This window comes from Shewanella sp. A32 (assembly GCF_029167175.1).
Lineage (GTDB): Bacteria > Pseudomonadota > Gammaproteobacteria > Enterobacterales > Shewanellaceae > Shewanella > Shewanella yunxiaonensis.
This window is the reverse complement of record NZ_JARFTS010000008.1, coordinates 1-25,268: the sequence shown is the minus strand read 5'-3', so window position 1 is coordinate 25,268 and position 25,268 is coordinate 1. Positions and strand designations below refer to the sequence as shown.

Genomic DNA, 25,268 nt, shown 5'->3' with positions numbered 1-25,268 from the left:
CCGGTTGATTTTCGTTCTTTTACATCCAGGGGATTGCAATGCATCCGATGCTCACTATTGGTGTGCGCGCCGCTCGTGCCGCGGGCCAAGTTATTATGCGTGGTTTTTCTGAACTAGACAGAGTTCAGGTAGATGCCAAAGGTCTAAATGACTTTGTCTCAAATGTTGATAAAGAAGCTGAAGCAGCGATTATTTATCAAATCCGTAAATCATATCCGGACCACACTATCGTTGGCGAAGAAAACGGTGAAAACCGTGGTGAGAATCAGGACTATATTTGGATTGTGGACCCTCTGGATGGCACTAACAACTTTGTTAAAGGCCTGCCCCATTTTTCAGTCTCCATTGCTTTACAACACAAAGGCAAGACTGAAGTAGCCGTGGTTTATGACCCAATTCGCGACGAGCTATTTACTGCGGTCCGTGGTCAGGGAGCCAAACTCAATGACTTCCGTCTGCGTGTCAATAATCCTGTCGATTTAAGCCATAGTCTGGTTGCCACAGGTTTTCCATTCAAAGCTCGTCAGCATACCGAGACTTACTTGAAGCTTTTCGCAGAAACCTTCGCGTTGTGCACCGATATCCGTCGTGCCGGATCTGCAGCATTAGATCTCTGCTATGTTGCAGCAGGACGTGTCGATGCGTTCTTTGAAATCGGACTTAAGCCTTGGGATATTGCTGCTGGTGATCTGATCGTGCGCGAAGCCGGTGGCACCGTGACTGACCTGTCTGGTGGCTACAAGTATTTAACTTCTGGTCATATTGTCGCCGGTGGTCCTAAAACAACCGGCTTGTTGGTAAAAAGCTTCCGTCCGCTGTTAAGTGATGCGCTGAAGTAATCACCGACCATCAGTAATGCGTCTGACTAAAGCCACTTTCGAGTGGCTTTTTTGTGATTCATCGCCACTAAAACCACGTTACAACTGTTCAACCATAATAAATGTGTGAACTCTGTCACGCACTTTCCCATGCCTTATCCGCCAGCTTTTGTCGATAATAGAGTCATATCCTTTTTATGGGAGTTTTCATGGAATTATATCGTAAGTACGGATCCAGAAGCCTGAAAGCAGTCGAACATCTAGTATTGATCCTGATCGCCATTGCCACCATCGTCGCGATTGGTCAGGAAGTATTCCACCTCGTGGATATGGGTTCGGTGGAACTGGCTGATCTGCTGTTACTGTTCATCTATCTGGAAGTCTTGGCGATGGTTGCTAACTATGCAGAATCTGGCAAATTGCCGGTTCGCATGCCGCTATATATCGCGATTGTGGCATTAGCCCGGTATCTGATCCTGGATATGAAAGCGATGGAAGACTGGCGCGTACTCGCGGTGTCATTATCTACACTGGTGCTGGCGACGACCGTTGTTGTCATCCGCTGGGGTCAGCTAAAAATGCCATATCCTAAAAACCAAGATTACGACAATTGACTTAGAGCCCGGCGGTGTCCGGGCTTTTTTATGAGTTTTGTTATCTATTAAGGACTTGGCGTAATTTTGTTCTGTGCTATGTTTAACGAGCTGGGTCACTTAGCCAATTATGACAGGAACCACATTATGGGTGACGATAACGTTGAAAGCTTTAAGGAAAGAAGGACTTCGCTGCGGGTAGATTTGGAATCTGAAGAGGTTCGTTTAGGCTGGCAGGATAAAGATGAACAATTACGCACAGATACTGCAACCTGCGTAGATCTGTCACGTAAGGGATTACTGTTTGAATATCGACAGCCATTTCCACAGGGAGCATTGGTGGAAGTAACCTTTAACAGTGGCAGTGATGCGCAAAATACCGTGAAAGGACAGGTCTGCCGTTGTACTGAGAGTCAGACTGGCTACCGTATAGCATTACAGCTGTTTTAAGGCTCTGCGCATAATTGGTAGCGTATGTCCTAAAATTTGGCGAACCAAGTATCTAATACGCAAGGAGAAAATATATGATACTACTCGTTGGCGGCGAAAAAGGTGGCAGTGGAAAGAGCTGTCTTGCACAAAATCTCGCGGTACATATTACCCAAAAATTCAATGCCAACGTGTTGATGGTCGATTGTGATCCACAAAGAACAACGTCTGATTGGATCCAGGCTCGAAATACCGATGCGTCATTACCTTCTATCAACTGCATTCAACTGTATGGCAAAATTCGTAACGATTTGCTCAGCCTCAATGAACGCTTTGACTATGTGATTGTCGATTGTGGTGGACAGGACAACTTAGCCATGCGAGCAGCAATGTCGGTAGCCACTTATGTTGTCATTCCCCTGCGTCCCAAACGTCGCGACTTAAAAACACTGCCACATATGGAAGATATGCTCAGTACCTGTAAGATGGTAAACCCTAAGATGGTCGCCACTATTGTACTAACCCAATGTCCGGCATTACCAACCCAGGCAAAACGCATACTGGAAGCGAAGGAAGTAGTGGAGTCATTTGGCTTAAGGGTGCTGAATTCAGTAACCTTCAGTCGCAATATTTATGATGACAGTGAAGAAAAAGGATCATCAGTGATTGAACTGGAACCGGATGGTAAAGCTGCTGAAGAAATCCATGCGATAGCAGACGAATTGTTAGCCATCCCACCGGAAAACTCCTATGAGCTTAACTGATTTAAAACGTAAACAACAAAAGCAAAAACCTAAGACAGTGTCGATAGAAGATTTTATCGAAGATGCTGTCAACTACGCTGTCGGGAAGCCCAGCCGGATAGAAAAAGCGGTTAACCAGCCTAAAAGGAAATCGCCACCACGAAAATTCCGCCACGCGACGTTCAGTTTGAGTGAAGCCAGCATCCGTCAGTTAGACGATGTTGCGCAGTCTACCGGGATAGCGAAATCCCGGCTACTACGCATGTTTATTCACTATTACTGCGACCTGACAGACGAAGAGCAACAAGCTTTACTGACTCAGGTCGAGGGTGATGCCGCCAAGAAAGGTTAGTGATTGCAGATCAAACTGGCGTCGGTAGTGATGCCTTCACTGCGATCGATAAACTTGCCTTTCTGCTCCAAAAACTGAATTAATGCAGTGGCATCCATATCACTGGCACTGCAGGTGTGAAAGCGAGCATCTGCGCCAAATCGTGCCGCCATCTGGGCCAATAGTTCAGCTTTGCTTAATCCCTGAGGATACTCAAGTAATAACTCCAATACTGCATGGCCATGTACCGAATCACTCATCTTGTTGTTAGCTCCAGAAGAATCAATAAAGATGCATATTAAATCTATTTTTTGGCCATTTTACTGATTTAGCGCAATATCACTGGCAATATTTGATTCCCGTCCGCAATATGGGAAAATCCTCGCGTCCGTCAACTGAGCAGGTCTTTCATGTCACTTATTCTCGCCCTGACGCAACAGATGTGTCTCTACCTGGTGATTGTTTACCTCACCAGCAAAACGCCGTTATTCAAACTGTTTACTGAAAACTCTACACGTCTGCCACATAAGATATTTATTTATCTAGTATTTTCTGCGTTCTGCATCATGGCAACCTATTTTGGCGAACAGACACATGGCGCTATTGCCAATACTCGCGCGATGGGCGCTGTTCTGGGCGGTCTATTAGGAGGCCCGACAACCGGAATTCTGGTAGGCCTCACCGGGGGTATTCATCGCTACACGCTCGGAGGCTTTACCGATATCGCTTGTGCCGTATCAACAACGATGGAGGGGCTCAGTGCTGGGATGATCAACCTGTATTTGCGACGCCATGGGAAAAGCGAACTGGTATTTCACCCGCTGCTGGTTGGATTGGTCACTTTTTATGCTGAAATGATGCAGATGTGCATCATTTTGCTTCTGGCACATCCTTTTGAAGAAGCACTGGAATTGGTGCGACAGATCGCACCACCGATGCTGATAGTCAACTCTCTAGGGGCTGCATCGTTTATGAGCATGGTGCGTGATCAAAAAACCATGTTCGACAAGATGTCTTCAACCTTTTCCACGAAGGCATTAAAGATTGCCGAACGCAGTGTCGGCCTGCTTAGTAAAGGCTTTAACGAAACGAGTAGTACGCAAGTGGCACAAATTGTCATTGAGGAAACCAATGTGGGTGCCGTTGCCATTACCGACCGTGAAAAATTGATGGCGTTTATCGGCATCGGCGCTGATCACCATCTGGTAGGCACGCCTATTTCATCGCAGATAACAATGGATGCCATTCATCAAAATAAAGTGATGTTTGCTGATGGTGTTGAATCCCATTACTCCTGCTCTATCTCAGCCAATTGTAAATTGGGCTCAAGCCTAGTGATCCCGTTACGCAGTGATAATGAGGTCATTGGAACGATTAAACTCTATGAGCCCAAAAACAAACTGTTCCTCAACATCAACCGAACCCTCGGCGAGGGGATTGCCCGATTGTTGTCCAACCAAATCTTGTATGGGCGTTTTGAACAACAACAGATCTTACTGACTCAAGCAGAGCTCAAATTATTACAGGCCCAGGTGAATCCCCATTTTCTGTTTAATGCGCTCAACACTATCAGTGCCATTATCCGTCGTAATCCCGACAAAGCACGGCAGTTGTTACAGCAACTTAGCCAGTTTTTACGTATCAATCTCAAACGCACCACGGGACTTGTCAGTTTAGGTGACGAGTTGGAGCATATTGAGTCTTACCTCACCATTGAGAAAGCCCGCTTTATCGACAAACTCAAAGTGACTATCGATATTCCCCAGAAACTATATTCCATGCAGGTACCTGCATTTACTTTGCAACCGATTATCGAGAATGCGGTAAAACATGGAACGTCGCATATGATGGAAACCGGCATTATTGAAGTAAAAGCTATTGAGCAAGGAAAAGACCTTATTTTGGAAGTGACGGATAATGCGGGCTTGTACCAGCCACGCTCAGATTCAGATGGTCTGGGGATGAATTTAGTACATAAACGGATCCAAAACCTTTATGGCGATGAATACGGGGTTACTGTCGACTTTGAACCTGAACTATTCACCAAAGTGAAGATCCGACTGCCAAACAAAGGAGCCAGTAATGATTAGCTGCCTGATTGTTGATGATGAGCCTTATGCCCGTCAGGAATTGGCAGATTTGCTCATTCAATATGGCGATTTGGAAATTGTTGGCCAATGCAGTAATGCCATCGAAGCGATGCAGGCTGTCAGTAAATACAAACCTGATCTGCTATTTCTGGATATTCAGATGCCACGCATCAGTGGTATGGAACTGATCGCCATGCTTGATCCAGAGAGTATGCCACGCGTTGTTTTTGTCACAGCCTACGACGAATTTGCCGTCAAAGCATTCGACAATCACGCGTTTGATTATCTGCTCAAGCCATTGGATGAAAAACGTTTACAGCAAACATTGGATAAGGTTCGAAAGGATTTGCAGCCAAAATCGCTGGATGTGTTGCTGCCGAAATACCTGGAGCATTTGCCTTGTTTTAGTGCTAATCGACTCAAAATTATCGCAGTGAAAGATGTGGAGTATGTGTTCAGCGACCTCAGTGGTATCCATGTTGCGACAGCCAAGGAAAAAGTTCACACCGAACTGACGTTAAAAGTGCTGGAAGAGAAAACACCGTTGCTACGTTGTCATAGGCAATATCTGGTCGCGCCATCTGCAATTGCGGAAATTGAAGTATTGGAAACCGGTGCCGAAGTGACCACTCACAGCGGTGCCAAAGTACCAGTCTCCCGACGTTTTCTTAAACCATTGAAACAAGCCTTTGGCTTTCAATAAGTTATTAACATCCCCGCGATCTAAGTGGTAACAATCAGTTGCCACTTGTCCAGACGATTGACCGCTCACCAGCGTATTTGACCGCTAAATTATGCTCAAAACCGCTCAGCTTTATCAGCAACCGCTCAACCACTACTTTTAACCGCTTACTTAAACTCAACTTGGCGTTGTTACGGATTTGTTTACACTTGCTACGATTCTAAATTTGGGGAGACAAACCTATGTTGTGGTTCCTACTGTGTGTCGGTCTGCTGATCGGCGGTTACTTTATCTACGGGACCTTCGTTGAGAAGGTGTTCGGTATTAATAAACAGCGCCAAACTCCGGCTTATGCCCAGAATGACGGTGTTGACTATGTGCCAATGTCAAAAGGTAAGGTCTATCTTATCCAGTTGCTTAACATCGCTGGTGTGGGCCCAATCTTTGGTCCTATCCTGGGGGCGTTGTATGGTCCAGCGGCCATGTTGTGGATTGTAATCGGCTGTATCTTTGCCGGTGCAGTACATGACTACTTCTCTGGTATGCTGTCTGTACGTAACAATGGTCAGTCTGTACCTAACTTAGCCGGGAAATATCTGGGTAAGAGCGCGAAAACGTTCATGAACATTTTTGCACTGGTACTGTTACTGTTGGTTGGTGTGGTATTCATCTCTGCTCCAGCAGGCCTGTTAGGCAAGTTGACAGGGTTGAACGTGACTATGTTTGTTGGCATCATCTTTGTGTACTACCTGATCGCCACCATCGTACCAATCGACAAGATTATCGGCCGCCTGTACCCATTCTTTGGTGCACTGCTGCTGTTCATGTCTATCGGTCTGACTGCTGCGATTGTCGTTTCTGATCAACACACACTGTTAGCTGGTTTTGGTCCTAGCGACTTCCTGCAGAACCTGAACCCGAAAGATGCGCCACTGTGGCCGGCCCTGTTCATCACCATCGCCTGTGGTGCCGTATCTGGTTTCCACGCTACTCAATCTCCTCTGATGGCTCGCTGTGTTGAAAACGAATCCAACGGCCGCTTCGTGTTCTATGGTGCCATGATCGGTGAAGGTATCATCGCGCTGATTTGGTGTGCGATTGCTCTGTCATTCTTCGATGGCGTGCAGGGACTGAGTGATGCAATGGCTGGCAACCCTGCCAACGTTGTATACAGTGCATCTACCGGCCTGTTAGGCACTGTAGGTGGCTTCCTGGCGGTACTGGGCGTAATCATTCTGCCTATCACTTCAGGTGACACTGCTTTCCGAGCTGCTCGTCTGATCCTGTCTGAATACTTCCACATGCCACAGACTAAGATCTCTAAGCGTTTGGTACTGGCTATCCCCCTGTTCGTGCTGGGTGCCATCCTGACTCAGGTAGACTTCGGTGTTATCTGGCGCTACTTCGGTGTTGCTAACCAGGCAACTGCAGTGATGATGTTGTGGACTGCTTCAGCTTACCTGCTGCGCCATAACAAACTGCACTGGATCTGTACTATCCCAGCAATGTTTATGACTGACGTAGTTATCAGCTTCCTGCTGAACTCCAGCACACTGGGTGCAGGTCTGCCAATGACTGTTTCTACTATTGCCGGCACTATTACCACCATCTTTATCACTGGACTGGTAATGTACATTGGGAAAGGCAAAGCGCAGGAACTGGCTGCCACAGAAGCTGAAGAAGCTTAATAATTAAATTAAATCAAATAACGCAACGTGAAGACCTAAGAGCCAGTCCAGATGGACTGGCTTTTCTTTACCGATAAAAACAACGGGAACTAAATAGCACCAGGGCGTAAATGTTTCGCAAAAGGGAATGCTGCTTTTAAGCGCTTAATTTCAGTCTCATTGGTGATCCGCAATACCCATTGGCCTTGTTCCCAACAGGTCAGTAATTCACTATCCGCCATCGGCTCGAATGAACGAGAAGCATCACGCCGAATTAACTCCACTAATGCCTGAGCTGGCACTTCATCCTGTAGCACCAAATCCACTCTCTGTAACCACGGAATAATGGCAATGGGCAGCAACTTTGGCATCACATCCTGCTGCAATAACAATAACTCACCAAATGCATCTTCCTCGGTAAAACATTGCTGATAGCGGGTGATAGTGTGACTGTCGTAGCGCTCGCCATTGTTACGTAAAAAACGTTCCCAGAAGTGCCTACGCTGAGACGGATTGAAGTGCTTTTGCTGCACTTCATGGCGTTTTTCCGCAATAAAGTCCATCAGTGGTGACAAGGATTGAGGAAGAAGTGCTTCCAGTTTACCGCGGATATCTTTTGCGAAAACCGGCGCTGCACCAGCAGTACTGACCGCTACGACTAAGCGTCCTCGGTCGACTATTGAGGGGGTAATAAAATCGCAGTTATCGGGATCGTCAACGACGTTTACTAACGCACCTTCCTCCCGGGCTAATTCGGCTAATTGTTGATTAAGGAGGTTATCAGCAGTAGCGATATAGACTAAATCGACATCCTGCAAATCGGTAGATACCACCTCTCGACCGGAAAGTTCAATCCGTCCGCTATCGGCGTAATCGGCAATGTCATCACACACTTGCGGTGCTACAACATGAATATCGGCATCAGTACGTGCCAGAAGATCCAACTTACGCGCAGCGACCTCTCCGGCACCAACCAACAAGACGGATAAATTTGACGTATCAATATACAGAGGGAAATAGCGCATCGTTCCGGTACCCAAGACTGTTAGAAAATTCTGAGACCAGCGTGAACTAGCTCAGGTTACCAGATGGCAGCATAATCCTCAGTTGTGGCATTCACTGCGTTCGGCACTGCAATTCCAACACAGTTCAAAACTCGCGTCATTAAATTCATGACATTGCAAACATTGCCATTGAGGGAGATCGGCATTTAATGTCGCCAGCTGCGTCTGAGCTGGCTCCAGTTGAGATTCCGGCACCCACAATTCCACAGTTTGTAAATCAACCGGTAATTCACCGACACCGCCCATGAGTGCTTCGCCACGCAATTCCACGGTAATACCACAGGCTTCCAGCATACCTTTCCATGTATGAGCCTGAAGCAGATTTCCACCGGCAACTAATATCTTACGTTCTTCCATGTGACTTCCTACCACTGCACTTTGCTGTTTAGACAAAGAAAAAACAGGAATGATTTAGATGAACAAAAAATGAACTGTTCAAATTTTGTTAATCGCCATGCTACTTCCTGAAAGCACGCCTGTCGAGTTGCCCTGCGTAAAAATTTACTTTTCATCAACATTTGAGCGTCATCGTGCGTAAATATTGAGAAACCGGCTCATAAAAAAACCACCCGTAGGTGGTTTTTTAGCGTTAATAGTGGTTACGGCATGATGGAAGGCTGATCTGCACCTTCTTTCTCTACCTGCACCGGCATCATATGTTCGCGACAGACACCAAGTTTGATGGCTAGGAAGCTCGCAACATAGATTGAAGAGTATGTACCTACGGTGATACCCATCAGCAACGACGTGGCAAAGCCATGGATCAACGTACCACCCTTCAGGAAAAGCGCGATCACGGTAATAATCGTTGTACCGGTTGTGATGATAGTACGACTCATCGTCTGCGTAATTGACGCGTTAACCACTTCTGTCGGTGTCGCTTTACGCATCTTCAAGAAGTTTTCTCTGATACGGTCAAATACCACGATAGTGTCGTTAAGTGAGTAACCTACTACCGTTAACACGCCGGCGAGCACTGTCAGGTCAAACTCAAGCTGTAAGAAGGAGAATAGGCCAAGAGTTACTGTCACATCGTGCGCCAACGCGGCTACCGCACCTACTGATAAACGCCACTCAAAACGGAAGGTGACATATATCAAGATACAGATCAGCGCGACTAATACCGCTAATCCGCCCTGCTCTGCGAGCTCTTTACCGACCTGAGGACCAACGAACTCGACACTCTTTTGCACGACATCAGGATCCTGAGCCTTAGCAGCACTGAGTACCAATTTGACCTGGTCATCACTTTTCACGCCTTCTTTAGTCTGTAGTCGTACCACAACATCACGACTAGAACCAAAGTTCTGCACCACGGCACCAGAGGTAATTTCACGGTCCAGCGTATCACGCATTGTGCTGAGATCTGCTGGCTTACTGAAAGTCAGCTGAATAGACGTACCACCGGTAAAATCCAGCCCCCAGTTGATGCCTTTGGTACCTAACGATACCAACGATAATACGACCAGGATCAACGACATAATACTGATCGGCAATGCATGCCGGAGAAAGTTGACTGAGCCTTTAAAGGATAAAATCTGCAACATTTCCACATGCTCCTTATATAGACAGCTTTTTAAGGCGCTTACCGCCCCACAAGGCGTTCACAATCGCACGTGTACCCACAATCGCGGTAAACATGGATGTAGCAATACCGATCATCAAGGTCACAGCGAAGCCCTTAATGGCGCCAGTGCCCACTGCAAATAGGATTAATGCAGTGATGAAGGTGGTAATGTTTGCGTCAGCAATGGTTGAAAATGCGTTAGCATAACCTTCATGGATCGATTGCTGGATTGAACGACCTGCCCGTAACTCTTCACGAATACGTTCGTTAATCAGCACGTTACCGTCCACAGCCATACCGACAGTCAACACCATCCCGGCGATACCTGGCAGCGTTAACACAGCGCCAGGGATCATCGACATGATACCCACGACCATTACGAGGTTCGCGGTCAATGCTAGGTTAGCAATCACACCAAAAGCACGGTAGTAGAACATCATGAATAACAATACTACTGCCATACCCCAAATCATCGCCTGTAAACCATTCTGAATGTTTTCAGCACCAAGGCTTGGACCAATGGTACGTTCTTCAACAATGGATACAGGGGCAATCAAGGCACCGGCACGTAATAGCAATGCCAGATTCTGCGCTTCACCATGGGTTAAGCCGGTGATTACAAAGTTACGACCAAGACGCGCCTGAATTGTCGCCACAGAAATCACTTCTTCCACTTTATTCATTTTTACTGAGCCATCCGGATTGCGTTCGCCGCTATCCTTGTACTCAATGTATAAAGTGGCCATTGGCTTACCGATGTTGTCTTTAGTAACATCGGAGAAAATGCTACCGCCCTTGGCATCGAGGTTAATGCTCACTTGAGGGCGACTGTATTGGTCAAAAGAAGGTTGCGCGCCGGTAATATGATCGCCGGTTAACATGACTTCTTTTTGGAGTACTACTTCACCGCCTTCACGACGTTTGTATACTTCTGAGCCTGCAGGTAACCGACCAGCTTGAGCTGCCGCCAAATCAGTTTTCTGATCCACCATGTGGAATTCGATTGAAGCTGTTGCCCCAAGAATTTCCTTAGCACGAGCGGTATCCTGAACACCAGGCAGTTCTACAATAATGCGCTCTGCCCCCTGACGTTGAACGACAGGTTCAGCAACACCGAGTTCGTTGACACGATTACGAATAGTGGTGATGTTCTGAGTCAGTGCATCTTCTTTAATCTGACGCAAATATTGCTCACTCATCGTAGCGTGCAACACTAATACGTCACCAGCTGAAGCATTGGTAAACACCATTTCATTATTGGAATGGGTTTTCAGATACTGTTCAGCTTTTGTCAGAGACTCTGCATCACGGAAATTGATGTCAATGCCTTTTGGCGTTGCCTTGACACCTGCATAACGAATGCGTTGTTCACGAAGTTCACTACGGAAATCTGCAACTTTAGCATCTTCCATCTTGCGAATGGCTTCACTCATGTCCACTTCCATCAGGAAATGCACACCGCCACGCAAGTCGAGACCCAGTTTCATGGGAGTCGCACCAAGCTTTTCCAACCAGGCTGGAGTCGCAGGCGCCAGGTTCAACGCAACCGAGAAATTTTCACCAAGCGCAGAAGCAATCGCTTCTTTCGCCAGTAACTGATCTTCAGCATTGTTTACGCGCACCAGCAACTGGCCATTTTCCAGCTCAGAACGCTTAATCGCGATGCCCTTGGTAGCAAGCAGCTGATTGACTTCTGTCTGTGTGGCGGCAGTGACTGCCGTACCACGGGTTCCCACCACTTGAACTGCGTGGTCCTCACCAAAGAGGTTGGGGATAGCATAGAAAGCACCGACGGCGATGATAATAATCACCATCAGGTTCTTCCACATAGGATACTTATTTAACACGCCTCAGCTCCCTTGGCTTACAGCGACTGCATAGAGCCTTTTGGCAATACCGCCGCAATATAGTCTTTTTTGATGGTGATTTGAGTGTCATCGTTAAGACTGATCAGCACATAATCATTGTCCTCAGCGATCTTGGCAATCTTGCCTACAATGCCACCGCTGGTTAACACTTCATCACCTTTGCCCAAAGAAGCCATCAGATTTTTGTGTTCTTTCACGCGCTTGGACTGCGGACGGAAAATCATGAAATAGAAGATCAGTGCAAAAATCGCCAGCATAAACACCAATTCCATGGTGCCGCCAGACTGAGGAGCTCCATTGGCTGCACTCGCGTAAGCATTTGAAATAAACATAGTTCTCTCTTCTTATTAACAGTGGATTCAATCAATCGGATCAGGCACTTCTCGCCCCTGACGGCTATAGAAATCCTTTACAAAGGCGTCTAATGTACCTGTCTCTATGGCGCCACGCAAACCTTCCATCAATCTTTGATAATAACGGAGATTGTGAATGGTATTGAGCCGGGCTCCGAGCATTTCATTACAACGGTCGAGATGATGCAGATAGGCTCTGGAGTAATGTTTGCATGTATAACAATCACACTCAGATTCCAATGGTGATGTGTCATCCCTGTGACGTGCATTACGGATTTTTATCACACCATCACTGGTAAAAAGATGACCATTACGTGCGTTTCGTGTGGGCATCACACAGTCGAACATATCAACGCCTCGCCGAACACCTTCCACCAGATCTTCTGGTTTACCCACGCCCATTAAATACCGTGGTTTATCGGCCGGGATCTGCGGACAGACATGTTCCAGGATCCGGTGCATATCCGCTTTAGGTTCACCCACCGCTAAACCGCCGATAGCATAGCCATCGAATCCTATTGCTACTAAACCCTTCAGGCTTTCGTCACGCAAGGTTTCATAAACACTGCCCTGAATAATGCCAAATAACGCATTAGGGTTTTCCAGCCGGTCAAATTCTTCGCGGGACCGTTTAGCCCAACGCAGCGACATCTCCATCGATTTGCGCGCTTCGTCGGGTGTTGCTGGGTAAGGTGTACATTCATCGAAAATCATCACCACATCTGAGCCGAGTGCATGCTGAATTTGCATCGACTTTTCTGGATCGAGGAAAATTTTCTCGCCATTGATAGGCGAACGAAAATGCACGCCTTCTTCGGTAATTTTACGGATATCGCCAAGGCTGAATACCTGGAAACCACCGGAGTCGGTTAAAATTGGCCGAGGCCAATTCATGAAATCATGCAAATCACCGTGTTTTCGCATCACTTCTTCACCGGGACGTAACCAAAGATGAAAAGTATTGCCCAGCAGGATATCAGCGCCAGTGGCACGGACTTCTTCCGGAGTCATCCCCTTTACGGTGCCGTAGGTTCCCACCGGCATAAACGCTGGGGTTTCTACCGTACCCCGCTCAAAAACTAATCGTCCACGTCGAGCGCGGCCATCAGTGGTATCCAATTCAAATTTCATTTATTACCTCGTCAGAGAAACAGTCCGACTTATAAATGGCCTGAAGCCATCAAACAAAAGGGCAACCAGAAGTGCGGCGCACTCCTCTGCCCTGTTTAAACGCCATACGGTTTACAGCAATAGTGTACCGCAATGGCTTATCTCACTTTAATTTCTTAGTCACAAACATGGCATCACCATAACTGAAGAAACGGTATTTCTCCGCAACTGCATGATGGTAGGCAGGCATCACATGTTCAAATCCGGCGAAAGCACTCACCAGCATGATCAACGTGGATTCTGGTAAATGGAAATTAGTCACCATCGCATCTACAACTTTAAAATCGAATCCCGGATAGATAAAAATATCGGTATCGCCGCAGAATGGTTGGATTTCGCCGCCATTGAATTTGGCAGCACTTTCCAGTGAGCGCACCGATGTTGTGCCAACCGCAATAACCCGTTTCCCCGCAGCTTTAGTCGCACGGATCGCTTCAACCACATCTGCCGGCACATTGGCCCACTCGGAATGCATGTGATGCTTCTGAACATCATCTACACGCACCGGCTGAAAAGTACCCGCACCAACGTGCAATGTGACAAAGGCTTGCTTCACCCCTTTTGCTTTCAGCTTTTCCAGCAGTGGTTCGTCAAAATGTAACCCCGCGGTTGGCGCGGCGACTGCGCCTGGATTTTTACTGTAAACCGTCTGATAACGTTCTTTGTCAGCATCCTCATCCGGCCGGTCAATATAGGGTGGCAAAGGCATGTGGCCTACGGCTTCCAACATCGCCAAGATGGTGCTATCGCCCTGTAATTCCAGTTCGAACAGTGCATCATGACGCGCCTGCATTTTCAGTTGATAACCGCCATCAAGCTCAATTGTTGAGCCCACTTTAGGGGATTTAGAACTGCGGACATGTGCCAGCATCCTCTTATCATCGAGCATTCTCTCGAGCAGGATTTCCAGTTTGCCACCGCTGGCTTTATGACCAAATACTCGCGCTGGCACTACACGAGTATTGTTAAATATCATTAAATCGCCTTCTTCTACCAAATCCAGAATATCGGTGAAATGAAGATCACTGAGCGCACCACTATCACCATCCAGACGCAACAGTCTGGATGCACTACGTTCAGGCATAGGGAATTTAGCGATCAACTCTTCAGGTAGATCGAAAGCGAAATCTGCAACTCGCATTGGGGGAGCCTCTGCTTAGCGATAAAACGGCCGCTAGTCTAGGGGCTGGTCGAAACAAGATCAAGAGTCCTTGGGTTCTGACTTCGAAACATCCTCCTGCTTATGTTCATCCATTACAGGCGGGCATGACAAGATTTGCTCAAACGGAATGTCTATTTGCACCCGTTTGCGTTGAGGTTGGGGGTCTTTACCAATGAATTTGCCGATCCAGTTCCACATCATCCTTGATCCTTTAAACCAACAGCCTTTAGAAAGGTACGTATACAATACTATATACGCGTGCCGGCATCTTTGATGCATTTCAAACTCTGGTGGGACATAATAGCCCGATGATAAAAACGCGCAAGTACAAATTATGAACTTTCTGGCCCACTTACACCTGGCGGACATCAGTGGAACATCTCTGGCAGGCAACCTGGCGGGCGATTTTGCTAAAGGCAATATTGCAGATCATCCTTTGCATCTGCAACAAGGAATTTGGTTACATCGTCAACTCGATCGTATCACCGACGATCATGAGCTCATCAAAGAGTTGCGTTGGCAATTTCCTAAATCGCTGCAAAGAGTGGCACCAGTGTTGATTGACTTGGCATTTGACCACATGCTCGCCCGCTGTTGGGATGAATACCATCACACCTCGTTGCCACTATTTTGTGACCAAGCCTATCACGCGTTGGAACAAACGCCGCAATTGCCAGTGCGGCTTCAACGTCTGGTGCCGCTGATGAAACAGGACAATTGGTTATTGTCATACGCGCACCGCAATGGCCTCGAAGCGGCCCTGCAAGGCGTCAGTCGCCGGGTATCACAACCTCAACTGTTCCAAGGTGCCGCCAATGCGCTGGTATCACTGGATGTAGAGGTAGAGATTGCCTTTCGTACTTTCTATCCGCAATTGATGGCCTATAGCCGGATATTAGCGCGCAAAACACCGGAACAATATCTGTGATGATGGGCTGTTTCTGCTAGAATGCGTCGCGACTAAAGGAGCCTTTATGCAGAAGTTTGATTATCAGCCCCCAGCGTTACCTTGGCTGGATATCCGTTATAAAGACCGCGACATTATTGTGATAAATAAGCCGGCAGGGCTACTATCCAATCCAGGTCGGGCTGAGGATACTCACGATTGTGCGCTTACCCGCTTACAACAACTTTACCCAGAAACATTACTGGTCCATCGCTTAGATTGCGCCACCTCTGGGATTATGGTGTTTGCTCGCAGTAAAAAGGCAGAGTCGAATCTGAAGACACAGTTTCAGGAACGTCGTAATGACAAACTGTATATCGCCGAAGTCGCCGGTATTGTCAAAGATGATGAAGGTACCGTAGATCTGCCATTAGCGGCAGATAAACAAAATCCGCCGCTGCAAAAAGTCGATGAGGAAGGACGTAAAGCCGTGACGCATTACCGGGTGTTAGCGCGCCGAGAGCAGTCAACCCTGTTAGCACTGCAGCCGGAAACTGGCCGAACCCATCAATTGCGTGTGCATATGTTGGCGCTTGGCCATCCAATCTTAGGGGATGATTTCTACGGTGATGAACAGGTACAAAAGGCTCGGCCAAGGCTATGCCTTCATGCGGCCAGTTTGATTTTCAATCATCCGTGGTCTGGCAAAGAGATGCATTTTGTCAGCATGGCCGGCTTTTAGAGACCGGTCAGGAAGTTAAAAACTGATTTTTTCCGCAGTACAGTAACAACCATTCTCGTTACAGAATGCGAGGGTATCGTTCCCTTGTAACAACAGATATTCGCCAAAAACATTGCCGTCTTTTTCTTCAAGACGCACACCATCTGCGGTATCAATAGCATTCATTTCATCCAGACTATGGCAACCATCACTAAACCAAGATGCCATTATCCATTTACCGTTATCACGGAAGAGATGTACCTCGTCATTTAGGTTTTCTCGCTGATCGCGCCAACACCCCACTAACTGGCGTTGTCCCTGATGACTCAGCAGTAATCGGCGACGTTTTTCAACTGCAGAAATTCCGGAAAGTTTACTTAATCCCCGCAATTGCAATGGCACTTTATCTTGGATATCCAGCAGTAATCCCATAATACTTTTGCCCCCAAATGCAAAAAGTAATCAAGACGTGAAGGACAGATCGAACCACTCATTGGCACTATTACTATTCGTGAGTGATGACCTTGATATGTGTGCGCAGTGTATCGCATTAACAATTGAAAGACGCGATCAATATCACTCTACTAGCGCTATTTCAGTGTTTAGTGAAACACCTCACAGTGGAGATCATATAGGATAAAGGCAGCCTTAAAGCTGCCTTCATCCTAGATATCATGACGATATTAAGACTGCTGTTGGCGTTCAGCCCCAATACAAGCCGCCGCGGTGAATACCACATCCGTAGAAGAGTTCAATGCGGTTTCTGCTGAATCCTGCACTACGCCGATGATCATACCAACGGCCACGACCTGCATGGCAGTGCTGTTATCAATACCAAATAAACTACAGGCTAGCGGGATCAACAACAATGAGCCACCTGCCACACCTGAGGCGCCACAAGCAGAGATCGAAGCGATTAAACTGAGCAGCAAGGCAGTAGGAATATCCACTGGAATACCCAAGGTGTTGACCGCCGCCAACGTCAGTACCGTGATGGTAATTGCGGCACCGCCCATATTTACCGTTGCCCCTAACGGGATCGACACAGAATAAGTGTCCTCATGCAATTTAAGACGCTCACACAATGCCATATTGACCGGAATATTCGCGGCACTGGAGCGCGTAAAAAAGGCGGTTACCCCACTTTCCCTTAAACAGGTCAGAACTAATGGATACGGGTTCTGATGAGTCTTATAAAAAACCAGTAATGGATTCACCACTAAAGCGATAAATAACATGGCCCCAAGCAATACGGCTAACAAGTGCGCATAGCCTGCCAACACGCCGAAACCAGTTTCAGATACTGCCACAGCGACCAAACCAAACACGCCCAACGGTGCCAGACGGATAACAAAACGCACCATCTGCGAGACACCATGAGCGATATCCCAGAACACCTGTTTACTAGATTCGCTGCCATGGCGCAGCGTAAGTCCAAGACCAATAGCCCAAACCAAGATCCCAATATAATTACCGCTCATCAGTGCATTAACGGGATTATCAATCAGTCGGAACAACAAGGTATGCAACACTTCACCGATATCTTGTGGTGGTGATAACTGTTGTTGGGATGTCTGTAGTTCTAATGAAGATGGGAACATAAAGCTTGCGGCAACAGCTGTGAGTGCCGCCGCAAAAGTACCAACGAGATATAGGATCACCACAGGTTTCATGTTGGTCTGGGTATTTTTCTTCTGGTTAGCAATGGATGCTGTGACCAGCAGGAAGACCAAAATGGGTGCTATTGCTTTGAGTGCACCAACAAACAATTCTCCGAGGAACGCGATTTTTCCAGCCCACTGCGGCGCGATAACTGCCAGCAAGATCCCGGCGATAATACCGGTAAAAATCTGTAATACCAGACTGCCACGAAGTATGCGCTGAAAAATAGAGGAAAATACGTTCATCACTAAACCTATCATTATTATTCATGATGGCGGGCGCCATTGGAGTTACGTTTTTATCGGAGATGCCCCAGCTTGTCCAGCCAGTATCAGGTAAAAACACTAAAATACATGAAAATAAGGCGAGTGATTAATCCCCGGTCAGTGATTTTGCACCACGCAACATGGCTTCCACCAGTTCACGGGCATCAAATTTTGTCAGCGCTTCATTTGCCCCGACCTGATGTGCCTGACTCACGCTAATCTCACTGGATAAAGAGGTGTGCAAAATAATATAGGCATGACGTAACAGTGTATTGTCTCGGACCTCAAACGCCAATTCATAACCATCCAGCCCCGGCATCTCAATGTCGCTCACCAGAATATCTACCGGACGCTGTTCAGCCGCACCTTGCTCCATAATGGATAGTGCTTCCTTACCATTGGAGGTTACATCATATGGAATGTTGAGATCATCCAACGCATCGCACAATTGTTTGCGGGCAACTTTAGAGTCATCTACCAATAAAATGCGCAAAGGCCGCAGCAATTCTCGTTGAATATCGGTGACCCCCACCAGCTTCTGTGAAGCCTGAGGGAAAATTTTTGATAACAGCAGCTCTAAATCCAGTAACTGAATGAGTTGATCGTCGTACCGTGTAACCCCTGTCAGAAACGCATTTTTGCCTAGATTTTGTGGGGGTGACTCAATGTCACGCCAGTTACACTCAACGATTTTATCAATGCCTCGGACCAGAAAGCCAATCACCATCCGCTGACAGTCAGTGATGATGATATACCCTGACTTCATCTCGTCTTTCGTTAACGGGGGATAGCCCACCGCGGCCGCCATATCAACCACCGGAAGTGTGTGTCCACGGATCGCGGCAGCGCCGACGACCGCCGCATGAGCATTAGGTAATTGACTTAGCGGTTGATATGGCACCAATTCACGGATTTTCAGTGTGCCCATGGCAAACAACTGTCGTTGTGACAACCTGAACAAAAGTAATCCTTGTGACTGGTTAGCCTTGCTTTTCATGGGGTCTCCGCAAATAAATGACGTCATTAAACGGCGTTAGCATAACACAGCGGTGAAAAACTACTGTGAGGATGCCAGGATCTGCCGCACAGATTCAGGCTTGCATACGATACAGTACATCAAACACGAATTGATCCCAGCCTTCGTTGGTAAAAGCATCATCATACAATGACCGAACCTGAGCCACCGCGTGTACAGGTGCGGCACCTTGTGTCATTAAGAAGTTAGCCATCATGACACCTAATACCCCAGCGTCAGCGGCAGTCATCAATGCTTTATGGCCCTGCTGTTGCTGACCCTCAACAAATGACAATGCCGCTGGCAGTTGCAGCGCTAATTGTTGCAAAAAGCGATCGTCCGGACTCGGTTGCAGTGGCAATGCCAGTTGCAGCGCGATGATTTCCGATGGCAGTTCACAATCAGTGACAGGTTGCAATTGCAGTACCGCTTGCAGAGCATGCTGTTTAAGCATTGAGGGTAGCGACGACTGCGGCGTAATGGCCAATGCGGCTACAGATTCATTTAACCAGATAAGTTCCACTTCTATTACCACTAAGTAACTGGAATATCGACGATGAAAGATACCCCAATGTTTATTCGCAATCGGTGATATTCTGCAAAAATTTATTTAGATTTCGCTTCCAAGTCCAACAATAGTTGCTTCATTTGCAGCCCCCACGCATAACCAGTCAACTGACCATTTTTACCAATTACCCGATGACAGGGAATGATAATTGCGATGCGATTGGCGCCATTGGCGGTGCCAACCGCACGTGCAGCCGTAGGCTGTTGTATCTGGTCAGCAAGCTCGCCGTAACTGCAACTATCACCGTAAGGTATTTGCATCAACTGTTGCCATACTTTGCGTTGAAATGCCGTACCATCGGGTGCTAATGGCACATTGAACATCTGTCTCGTTCCTGCAAAATACTCTATCAATTGCTGTTTCGCTTGCTGCAGAATTGTCTCTGCTGGCTGGTGACTCGGCTTGGGTGCTGAAACCAATTCAGCACATTGTGCCGAGATAGGACGAAGATAACATAGTCCGGATTCGTTAGCGGCCAACCATAAAACACCACACGGCGAGTCTAATATCAACTCCGCGATTGGTGCAGCGTTGGATGGCACCTTTAGCATTGAAACGACATTGCTCATATTATGACTCCGATACTGAATTTTTAGCCTTGGTTGATGCGGCCTGGTGCCATAACGACAGAGTTAAGTAGCTCCCCCAAGGTGAAATGCTGGCAGCGATAGTCTGACTAAAGCTATTAAGATCCGTTATCTCGGCGACTGCAGCCATTTGCTGTAATTGCTTTTTAATAACTAAATCACTGCAAAGTAAAATGTCCGGTGCTGACAATCCCCGCATGGCAGCGTAGGCAACCGTCCACGGGCCAATACCCTTAATATCGAGCCAATCGTTCAGCAAATGACTGTCGGTAATGGTCTCTGTTGCTTCATCTCTGTGATGCAAATATATGGCCAATCGCTGTAATGTCTGCTGCCGACTTTGCGGCATCGGTAATGGGAGACTTTCCTGAACAGCCAGCAACTCCGCCGAAGGAAAAAATACACAATCCCTGCCATTAATAATCTGTTTTTCACCATATTGCCGCACCAATTGCCCCAACAATGTCGTGGCCTGTTTGAGACTAACTTGTTGTCCTAACACCGCTCGGACACCCGCCTCAAATGATGAGCTACAGCCGGGTAAACGCAACCCTGACATAACCTGTAGCCCGGGTAAATACGCCTGCAACGCTAATAAGCGTTCGTGGATAATCACTGGTTCTGTATCTAAATCCAGGATCTGACGGATCCGCTGTAACCATAACGGAAGCAATTCCAAATTGCCGTCAGCAGCCAATGCAATCTCAACGGAAAAGCGGTGTTGTTCCGGCTGATTGATGGCAAAAAACCAGCCTCGTAACTGATGCTGCTGATGCTTCACTAACAGCGTTCGACCATAACCTTCGTTACCATGCTGTTCAAACCATTCCATTGCTGGCACGGCTCGATAGTGGAAAAAACTGCGAAGGTGTTGCCAGTCATAAGGGGGGCGATAACTTAAAAATAACTGCATAGTACCGTAATCAGAAACAGATTTATGACGACGAATGGCGGACGGTGTCATTTGCAAGCGCTGTTGAAACACTTCATTAAAACGACGCACACTATTAAACCCGGAAGCCAGCGCCACCTGAGTGATGGTTAACCCGGTTTCGTGCAAAAGCTGCTTTGCCAAGAGCAGGCGGCAATATATGGCATACTGTACAGGCGATGTTCCTATCGATTGAGTAAATAATTTACGCAGCCAGCGACTACTAATCCCCAGACGTTCCGCCAGCGAATCCACAGCTGATTGGCTGTCGCCATTTAATGCCCCCTGCTCTATCAGACGCATCGCGCGTTCTAACGTGGTGCGAGTGCCGCGCCAAGCACAAGAACCGGGGGCGCTCTCTGGACGACATCGTAAGCAAGGACGCAAACCCGCTGCCGCAGCCGCAGCAGCGCTGGCAAAATAACGCACGTTATTCTCATTGGCACTGACCGCAGGACATACCGGCCGACAATAAATGCCCGTACTTAAAACCCCGACAAAAAAGCGGCCATCAAAACGGAAATCCCGGCTTAATCGCGCCTGTCGGCAAGTGTCTGGATGTAAGTCCACAAAGCTCATGAGCAGTCACCGATGACTATCGAATATTGCCAAGGTTAACCAACCCAAGGTCGCTTAACCAGCGGAAAACGGAACTCAATTATCATCGTCGTTCCTAAACACAATGAAACCATTAAGCCATGCAGCAACTCCGATAAATAAGGTATGCTAGCGTCAGCATTGGCAAAGAAGAAAAACCATGATCCAGAAGTTGTTTAGTATATTTGAGGGTTGGACCGACCCGTTACCGGATGTCGATCCGGCCCAACCCCCCAAAGGACTGTTTGCGTTTTGCCGCCATTACACTCGCGGTTTTGAAGTTCCACTCGTCATCATGTCAGTACTGACTGCCACCTTAGCGGTATTGGAAGTGTCATTGTTTGGCTTTATGGGACAACTTGTCGATTGGTTAGTCACCAAAGACCCGGCAACATTACTGCAACAGGAAGGGACGAAGTTATTGGGAATGACACTGATGGTACTGGTGTTAATTCCGCTGTTAACACTGGCTCATGCACTGATTGCTTATCAGAGTTTGCTTGGTAACTACCCCATGTCAGTTCGCTGGCTGGCACATAAATATCTGCTTAAGCAAAGCGTAGCGTTCTACCAGAATGATTTTGCGGGGCGTATCGCCGCTAAAGTGATGCAAACGTCCTTAGCCATTCGCGAAACTGTGATGAAATTGCTCGATGTATTGGTGTATATCCTCGTGTATTTCACTTCTATGGTGATCATGATGGCCCGTGCTGACTGGCGTTTAATGATGCCGATGATGCTGTGGCTAGTGATATATATCAGCTTGCAATGGTATTTTGTGCCGCGGTTAAAGCGCGTTTCCAGTGAACAAGCCGATGCCCGCTCAACAATGACCGGTCGCATTGTTGATAGTTACACCAACATCACAACCGTTAAATTATTTGCCCATACCCATCAGGAAGCAGATTACGCACGTACTAGCATGGCAGGCTTTCTGGACACGGTTTACCGCCAAATGCGGCTAGTTACGGGTATCAACGTCAGTGTGCAGGTACTCAACTACTCATTGGCGTTTGCCGTCACCGCGCTGTCGATCTGGTTGTGGATGGGAAGTGCGATTACCGTGGGAGCGATTGCCATTGCAGTGAGTTTGGCATTGCGACTTAATGGTATGTCACAGTGGATCATGTGGGAAGTTAGTGCCCTATTTGAAAATATCGGTACCGTCACTGACGGTATGCACACCTTGTCACAACCCGCCAATATTGTAGATGTTCAGGAAGCGAAACCATTATTGGTGAGCAAAGGTGCCATCGACTTTAATCATGTTAATTTCCATTATGGTGAACAGAACGGGGTATTAAACGATCTGGATCTGCATATAAAACCTGGAGAAAAAATTGGCTTGGTTGGCCGTTCCGGTGCAGGTAAATCAACCATGGTTAACCTGCTGATGCGATTTTATGATGTGGAAAAGGGCAATATCTGCATCGATGGACAGAACATCCGGGAAATATCCCAGGATTCATTACGCTCCAATATTGGTATGGTGACGCAGGATACTTCCCTGCTCCATCGTTCTATTCGCGAGAATATTCTCTACGGTAGACCAGATGCGACTGAAGCGGAGATGCTGCAATCAATCGAAAAAGCTCAGGCAAAAGAATTTATCGCCACCTTGACTGATCCCAAAGGTAACAGTGGTTTAGATGCACAGGTTGGAGAACGCGGCGTTAAACTTTCTGGTGGTCAGCGCCAACGTATAGCCATTGCCCGTGTGCTGCTGAAGGATGCACCAATACTGATCCTTGACGAAGCCACCTCAGCACTGGACTCCGAAGTCGAAGCCGCTATTCAGGAAAGTCTGTATCAGCTAATGGAAGGCAAAACCGTTATTGCTATTGCGCATCGTTTGTCGACCATTGCTGCGATGGATCGCCTGATAGTACTGGATCAAGGGCGCGTTATTGAGCAGGGAACACACCAAGAACTGTTGCAGAATAATGGCATCTATGCGCATTTGTGGGCGCATCAGACCGGCGGTTTCCTCGGCGTTGACTAAGAGATATTTATTGTAAGAGCGGAATAGCGATTAATACGGATTGTCACAGATGCTTGAATCGGCAGCAACCGATACAAGGATATTACAATTTGTCCCGTCCTAAGATAAACGGAAATACGGGCTATTCCAATCTTAGGTTTTAGAGCTTGCAACAGCAGCAAACCAAGAGTCACCGATTAATTTGCCGCTGCACTGGTAGTATTTTTAACTAACGACAGGTTCATCATCATGGATATGAACCCATTCTGCTTTATCTTTAGAATAAACTTGGATTTTAGGGGCTAAATCTTCAGAATAATTGTCAACTTCTCCGAGTGGAACCATAAAGTCCGTAGGAAAATGTTTTCCATTAATGCCATAAACCGTAGAGCCGCAATTAGCGCAAAAATATTTTTGTGATACTTCTGAAAAATGATACGTAGAGATCTCTTCCCTGCCTGAGTTAACTTTGAACTGAGACTTTGGCACGACAATCCAAGAACTATAATCGGAACCCTGTAATTTCCTACAATTATTGCAGTGGCATTTAACTACCGTTTTTACTGGCAACTCAAATTCCCAGCTTACATGTCCACAGTGGCAGCCACCTTGAATCTTATTCATTTAAATGCTCCAAGCCAATGAAAATTAAACATTTTATATCGTGCAAATATACATGTTAATAACGGGCTTTTCCACTTTGATCGATGTCTAGCTGAGCATGACAATTCACGCCGCCTTAGGAGTCGATATCATCTAAGAGGTGAGTCTCTCACCTCTTATCAGGTGGCTAAATTCACTGTGCGACTACAGGTCATAATAGACAATAGCAAAGGTTGACTTGCATAAATCGATACCCGGCGCTTGAATAAACGCGGTAGCTCACCTCCTGTCCAAACTTAATCTCAGCATAATTGCTAAAATTGGAGGCCCACTATCACATTAAACCCAACAATACGGGGCCTTTTAGCAACTGATATAAAATGGGCTCGAACTAAATCGCAGGCATAAAAAAACCGCCTGAGGCGGTTCATTATGTGTTGGTGGAGCTATGCGGGATCGAACCGCAGACCTCTTGCATGCCATGCAAGCGCTCTCCCAGCTGAGCTATAACCCCAAATTCAGATCCCAGACGGAAGTGAATTGGCATCCCCTAGGGGATTCGAACCCCTGTTACCGCCGTGAAAGGGCGGTGTCCTAGGCCTCTAGACGAAGGGGACACTGGACCGAAACTTTACTCTGTTTCCTGAGGCGGTATGAAACCTGCTGACTCTTTTATTTTACTGATATAAGGCTGTATCAGTAAAATTGGCATCCCGAAGGACCCTGAATAAGCAATTGGTGGAGCTATGCGGGATCGAACCGCAGACCTCTTGCATGCCATGCAAGCGCTCTCCCAGCTGAGCTATAGCCCCGAAATTCTTGTTCCGAAAATCGGTTTTGGCATCCCCTAGGGGATTCGAACCCCTGTTACCGCCGTGAAAGGGCGGTGTCCTAGGCCTCTAGACGAAGGGGAC

26 protein-coding genes and 4 tRNA genes are annotated in these 25,268 nt (G+C 47.2%); 11 read left to right on the top strand and 19 right to left on the bottom strand.

What is annotated here, in order from left to right; genetic code table 11:
* Nucleotides 1–38 precede the first annotated feature (38 nt).
* From suhB to PY479_RS08105, 5 genes are all read left to right on the top strand, one after another.
* Nucleotides 39–839: an inositol-1-monophosphatase gene (suhB, locus tag PY479_RS08125; protein ID WP_275483451.1), complete on the top strand. Its 801-nt coding sequence runs from the start codon at nucleotides 39–41 to the stop codon at nucleotides 837–839.
* Nucleotides 840–1,027: 188 nt separating this feature from the next.
* Nucleotides 1,028–1,432, top strand: a complete 405-nt coding sequence (locus PY479_RS08120; protein WP_212596022.1) for a phosphate-starvation-inducible PsiE family protein — start codon at nucleotides 1,028–1,030, stop codon at nucleotides 1,430–1,432.
* Nucleotides 1,433–1,558: 126 nt separating this feature from the next.
* The gene (locus PY479_RS08115) at nucleotides 1,559–1,861 is read left to right on the top strand and encodes a PilZ domain-containing protein (RefSeq protein WP_212596021.1); all 303 of its coding nucleotides are present in this window, start codon (nucleotides 1,559–1,561) and stop codon (nucleotides 1,859–1,861) included.
* Between the two features lie 74 nt (nucleotides 1,862–1,935).
* Nucleotides 1,936–2,604, top strand: coding sequence for an AAA family ATPase (locus PY479_RS08110; protein ID WP_212596020.1), 669 nt, complete (start codon nucleotides 1,936–1,938; stop codon nucleotides 2,602–2,604).
* On the top strand, nucleotides 2,591–2,935 hold the full coding sequence (locus tag PY479_RS08105) for a replication protein RepA (protein WP_212596019.1): 345 nt from the start codon (nucleotides 2,591–2,593) through the stop codon (nucleotides 2,933–2,935). The genes PY479_RS08110 and PY479_RS08105 overlap by 14 nt, the downstream gene beginning before the upstream one ends.
* Here PY479_RS08105 and PY479_RS08100 read toward each other — a convergent pair.
* Nucleotides 2,932–3,174, bottom strand: a complete 243-nt coding sequence (locus PY479_RS08100) for a YecH family metal-binding protein (protein WP_212596018.1) — start codon at nucleotides 3,172–3,174, stop codon at nucleotides 2,932–2,934. The two genes, PY479_RS08105 and PY479_RS08100, sit on opposite strands and share 4 nt — an antisense overlap.
* Before the next feature lie 150 nt (nucleotides 3,175–3,324).
* On the opposite strand from PY479_RS08100, the gene PY479_RS08095 reads away from it, so the two are divergent.
* The 3 genes from PY479_RS08095 to PY479_RS08085 all read left to right on the top strand — a co-directional run bounded on the left by PY479_RS08095 (nucleotide 3,325) and on the right by PY479_RS08085 (nucleotide 7,374).
* Nucleotides 3,325–5,004, top strand: coding sequence for a sensor histidine kinase (locus PY479_RS08095; RefSeq protein WP_212596017.1), 1,680 nt, complete (start codon nucleotides 3,325–3,327; stop codon nucleotides 5,002–5,004).
* The gene (btsR, locus tag PY479_RS08090) at nucleotides 4,997–5,707 is read left to right on the top strand and encodes a two-component system response regulator BtsR (RefSeq protein ID WP_212596016.1); all 711 of its coding nucleotides are present in this window, start codon (nucleotides 4,997–4,999) and stop codon (nucleotides 5,705–5,707) included. The genes PY479_RS08095 and btsR overlap by 8 nt, the downstream gene beginning before the upstream one ends.
* 221 nt (nucleotides 5,708–5,928) lie before the next feature.
* The gene (locus tag PY479_RS08085) at nucleotides 5,929–7,374 is read left to right on the top strand and encodes a carbon starvation protein A (protein ID WP_212596015.1); all 1,446 of its coding nucleotides are present in this window, start codon (nucleotides 5,929–5,931) and stop codon (nucleotides 7,372–7,374) included.
* Nucleotides 7,375–7,463: 89 nt separating this feature from the next.
* Here the strand turns inward: PY479_RS08085 and PY479_RS08080 are convergent, their stop codons facing one another.
* The 7 genes from PY479_RS08080 to queA all read right to left on the bottom strand — a co-directional run bounded on the left by PY479_RS08080 (nucleotide 7,464) and on the right by queA (nucleotide 14,516).
* A complete protein-coding gene (locus PY479_RS08080) occupies nucleotides 7,464–8,378 on the bottom strand; it encodes a bifunctional precorrin-2 dehydrogenase/sirohydrochlorin ferrochelatase (RefSeq protein ID WP_275483450.1) in 915 nt (304 codons plus the stop codon).
* A 78-nt stretch (nucleotides 8,379–8,456) separates the two neighbouring features.
* Nucleotides 8,457–8,774: a DUF2007 domain-containing protein gene (locus PY479_RS08075; RefSeq protein WP_212596012.1), complete on the bottom strand. Its 318-nt coding sequence runs from the start codon at nucleotides 8,772–8,774 to the stop codon at nucleotides 8,457–8,459.
* Nucleotides 8,775–9,016: 242 nt separating this feature from the next.
* The gene (gene secF, locus PY479_RS08070; protein WP_212596011.1) at nucleotides 9,017–9,964 is read right to left on the bottom strand and encodes a protein translocase subunit SecF; all 948 of its coding nucleotides are present in this window, start codon (nucleotides 9,962–9,964) and stop codon (nucleotides 9,017–9,019) included.
* Between the two features lie 13 nt (nucleotides 9,965–9,977).
* A complete protein-coding gene (secD, locus tag PY479_RS08065) occupies nucleotides 9,978–11,831 on the bottom strand; it encodes a protein translocase subunit SecD (protein WP_212596010.1) in 1,854 nt (617 codons plus the stop codon).
* A gap of 17 nt (nucleotides 11,832–11,848) precedes the next feature.
* Nucleotides 11,849–12,184, bottom strand: a complete 336-nt coding sequence (gene yajC / locus PY479_RS08060) for a preprotein translocase subunit YajC (RefSeq protein WP_212596009.1) — start codon at nucleotides 12,182–12,184, stop codon at nucleotides 11,849–11,851.
* Nucleotides 12,185–12,211: 27 nt separating this feature from the next.
* On the bottom strand, nucleotides 12,212–13,336 hold the full coding sequence (gene tgt / locus PY479_RS08055; protein WP_212596008.1) for a tRNA guanosine(34) transglycosylase Tgt: 1,125 nt from the start codon (nucleotides 13,334–13,336) through the stop codon (nucleotides 12,212–12,214).
* Between the two features lie 142 nt (nucleotides 13,337–13,478).
* Nucleotides 13,479–14,516: a tRNA preQ1(34) S-adenosylmethionine ribosyltransferase-isomerase QueA gene (gene queA, locus PY479_RS08050; RefSeq protein ID WP_275483449.1), complete on the bottom strand. Its 1,038-nt coding sequence runs from the start codon at nucleotides 14,514–14,516 to the stop codon at nucleotides 13,479–13,481.
* A gap of 355 nt (nucleotides 14,517–14,871) precedes the next feature.
* On the opposite strand from queA, the gene PY479_RS08045 reads away from it, so the two are divergent.
* Nucleotides 14,872–15,465 (top strand): ACP phosphodiesterase, encoded by a 594-nt coding sequence (locus PY479_RS08045; RefSeq protein WP_275483448.1) that lies wholly within the window; start codon nucleotides 14,872–14,874, stop codon nucleotides 15,463–15,465.
* 46 nt (nucleotides 15,466–15,511) lie between these two features.
* Nucleotides 15,512–16,165: an RluA family pseudouridine synthase gene (locus PY479_RS08040; protein ID WP_212596005.1), complete on the top strand. Its 654-nt coding sequence runs from the start codon at nucleotides 15,512–15,514 to the stop codon at nucleotides 16,163–16,165.
* Between the two features lie 15 nt (nucleotides 16,166–16,180).
* Here the strand turns inward: PY479_RS08040 and PY479_RS08035 are convergent, their stop codons facing one another.
* From PY479_RS08035 to PY479_RS08010, 6 genes are all read right to left on the bottom strand, one after another.
* Nucleotides 16,181–16,576, bottom strand: a complete 396-nt coding sequence (locus PY479_RS08035) for a hypothetical protein (protein ID WP_275483447.1) — start codon at nucleotides 16,574–16,576, stop codon at nucleotides 16,181–16,183.
* Between the two features lie 251 nt (nucleotides 16,577–16,827).
* Nucleotides 16,828–18,051 (bottom strand): serine/threonine transporter SstT, encoded by a 1,224-nt coding sequence (sstT, locus tag PY479_RS08030; RefSeq protein WP_212596003.1) that lies wholly within the window; start codon nucleotides 18,049–18,051, stop codon nucleotides 16,828–16,830.
* Nucleotides 18,052–18,178: 127 nt separating this feature from the next.
* A complete protein-coding gene (locus PY479_RS08025) occupies nucleotides 18,179–19,069 on the bottom strand; it encodes a chemotaxis protein (RefSeq protein ID WP_212596002.1) in 891 nt (296 codons plus the stop codon).
* A 94-nt stretch (nucleotides 19,070–19,163) separates the two neighbouring features.
* Entirely contained in the window at nucleotides 19,164–19,610 is a 447-nt protein-coding gene (locus PY479_RS08020; RefSeq protein WP_275483446.1) for a hypothetical protein, read from the bottom strand.
* An 83-nt stretch (nucleotides 19,611–19,693) separates the two neighbouring features.
* Complete coding sequence (locus PY479_RS08015) at nucleotides 19,694–20,224, bottom strand: methylated-DNA--[protein]-cysteine S-methyltransferase (protein ID WP_275483445.1); 531 nt, start codon at nucleotides 20,222–20,224, stop codon at nucleotides 19,694–19,696.
* A gap of 1 nt (nucleotide 20,225) precedes the next feature.
* Nucleotides 20,226–21,752, bottom strand: coding sequence for an AlkA N-terminal domain-containing protein (locus tag PY479_RS08010; protein WP_275483444.1), 1,527 nt, complete (start codon nucleotides 21,750–21,752; stop codon nucleotides 20,226–20,228).
* A 190-nt stretch (nucleotides 21,753–21,942) separates the two neighbouring features.
* Here PY479_RS08010 and PY479_RS08005 point away from each other — a divergent pair, with 190 nt between their 5' ends.
* A complete protein-coding gene (locus tag PY479_RS08005) occupies nucleotides 21,943–23,772 on the top strand; it encodes an ABC transporter ATP-binding protein (RefSeq protein ID WP_275483505.1) in 1,830 nt (609 codons plus the stop codon).
* A 204-nt stretch (nucleotides 23,773–23,976) separates the two neighbouring features.
* Here the strand turns inward: PY479_RS08005 and PY479_RS08000 are convergent, their stop codons facing one another.
* The 5 genes from PY479_RS08000 to PY479_RS07980 form a co-directional block, all read right to left on the bottom strand.
* On the bottom strand, nucleotides 23,977–24,375 hold the full coding sequence (locus PY479_RS08000) for a GFA family protein (RefSeq protein ID WP_275483443.1): 399 nt from the start codon (nucleotides 24,373–24,375) through the stop codon (nucleotides 23,977–23,979).
* 417 nt (nucleotides 24,376–24,792) lie between these two features.
* Nucleotides 24,793–24,868 (bottom strand) — tRNA-Ala (locus PY479_RS07995).
* Nucleotides 24,869–24,895: 27 nt separating this feature from the next.
* Nucleotides 24,896–24,971 (bottom strand) — tRNA-Glu (locus PY479_RS07990).
* A 119-nt stretch (nucleotides 24,972–25,090) separates the two neighbouring features.
* Nucleotides 25,091–25,166: transfer RNA gene (locus PY479_RS07985), tRNA-Ala, on the bottom strand.
* Between the two features lie 26 nt (nucleotides 25,167–25,192).
* Nucleotides 25,193–25,268, bottom strand: a tRNA-Glu gene (locus PY479_RS07980).

Excerpts from the sequence above, each read along its gene's own strand:
- suhB (WP_275483451.1), top strand. The coding sequence starts at position 39 with ATGCATCCGATGCTCACTATTGGTGTGCGCGCCGCTCGTGCCGCGGGC.
- PY479_RS08120 (WP_212596022.1), top strand. The coding sequence starts at position 1,028 with ATGGAATTATATCGTAAGTACGGATCCAGAAGCCTGAAAGCAGTCGAA.
- PY479_RS08115 (WP_212596021.1), top strand. The coding sequence starts at position 1,559 with ATGGGTGACGATAACGTTGAAAGCTTTAAGGAAAGAAGGACTTCGCTG.
- PY479_RS08110 (WP_212596020.1), top strand. The coding sequence starts at position 1,936 with ATGATACTACTCGTTGGCGGCGAAAAAGGTGGCAGTGGAAAGAGCTGT.
- PY479_RS08105 (WP_212596019.1), top strand. The coding sequence starts at position 2,591 with ATGAGCTTAACTGATTTAAAACGTAAACAACAAAAGCAAAAACCTAAG.
- PY479_RS08100 (WP_212596018.1), bottom strand. The coding sequence starts at position 3,174 with ATGAGTGATTCGGTACATGGCCATGCAGTATTGGAGTTATTACTTGAG.
- PY479_RS08095 (WP_212596017.1), top strand. The coding sequence starts at position 3,325 with ATGTCACTTATTCTCGCCCTGACGCAACAGATGTGTCTCTACCTGGTG.
- btsR (WP_212596016.1), top strand. The coding sequence starts at position 4,997 with ATGATTAGCTGCCTGATTGTTGATGATGAGCCTTATGCCCGTCAGGAA.
- PY479_RS08085 (WP_212596015.1), top strand. The coding sequence starts at position 5,929 with ATGTTGTGGTTCCTACTGTGTGTCGGTCTGCTGATCGGCGGTTACTTT.
- PY479_RS08080 (WP_275483450.1), bottom strand. The coding sequence starts at position 8,378 with ATGCGCTATTTCCCTCTGTATATTGATACGTCAAATTTATCCGTCTTG.
- PY479_RS08075 (WP_212596012.1), bottom strand. The coding sequence starts at position 8,774 with ATGGAAGAACGTAAGATATTAGTTGCCGGTGGAAATCTGCTTCAGGCT.
- secF (WP_212596011.1), bottom strand. The coding sequence starts at position 9,964 with ATGTTGCAGATTTTATCCTTTAAAGGCTCAGTCAACTTTCTCCGGCAT.
- yajC (WP_212596009.1), bottom strand. The coding sequence starts at position 12,184 with ATGTTTATTTCAAATGCTTACGCGAGTGCAGCCAATGGAGCTCCTCAG.
- tgt (WP_212596008.1), bottom strand. The coding sequence starts at position 13,336 with ATGAAATTTGAATTGGATACCACTGATGGCCGCGCTCGACGTGGACGA.
- queA (WP_275483449.1), bottom strand. The coding sequence starts at position 14,516 with ATGCGAGTTGCAGATTTCGCTTTCGATCTACCTGAAGAGTTGATCGCT.
- PY479_RS08045 (WP_275483448.1), top strand. The coding sequence starts at position 14,872 with ATGAACTTTCTGGCCCACTTACACCTGGCGGACATCAGTGGAACATCT.
- PY479_RS08040 (WP_212596005.1), top strand. The coding sequence starts at position 15,512 with ATGCAGAAGTTTGATTATCAGCCCCCAGCGTTACCTTGGCTGGATATC.
- PY479_RS08035 (WP_275483447.1), bottom strand. The coding sequence starts at position 16,576 with ATGGGATTACTGCTGGATATCCAAGATAAAGTGCCATTGCAATTGCGG.
- sstT (WP_212596003.1), bottom strand. The coding sequence starts at position 18,051 with ATGAACGTATTTTCCTCTATTTTTCAGCGCATACTTCGTGGCAGTCTG.
- PY479_RS08025 (WP_212596002.1), bottom strand. The coding sequence starts at position 19,069 with ATGAAAAGCAAGGCTAACCAGTCACAAGGATTACTTTTGTTCAGGTTG.
- PY479_RS08015 (WP_275483445.1), bottom strand. The coding sequence starts at position 20,224 with ATGAGCAATGTCGTTTCAATGCTAAAGGTGCCATCCAACGCTGCACCA.
- PY479_RS08010 (WP_275483444.1), bottom strand. The coding sequence starts at position 21,752 with ATGAGCTTTGTGGACTTACATCCAGACACTTGCCGACAGGCGCGATTA.
- PY479_RS08000 (WP_275483443.1), bottom strand. The coding sequence starts at position 24,375 with ATGAATAAGATTCAAGGTGGCTGCCACTGTGGACATGTAAGCTGGGAA.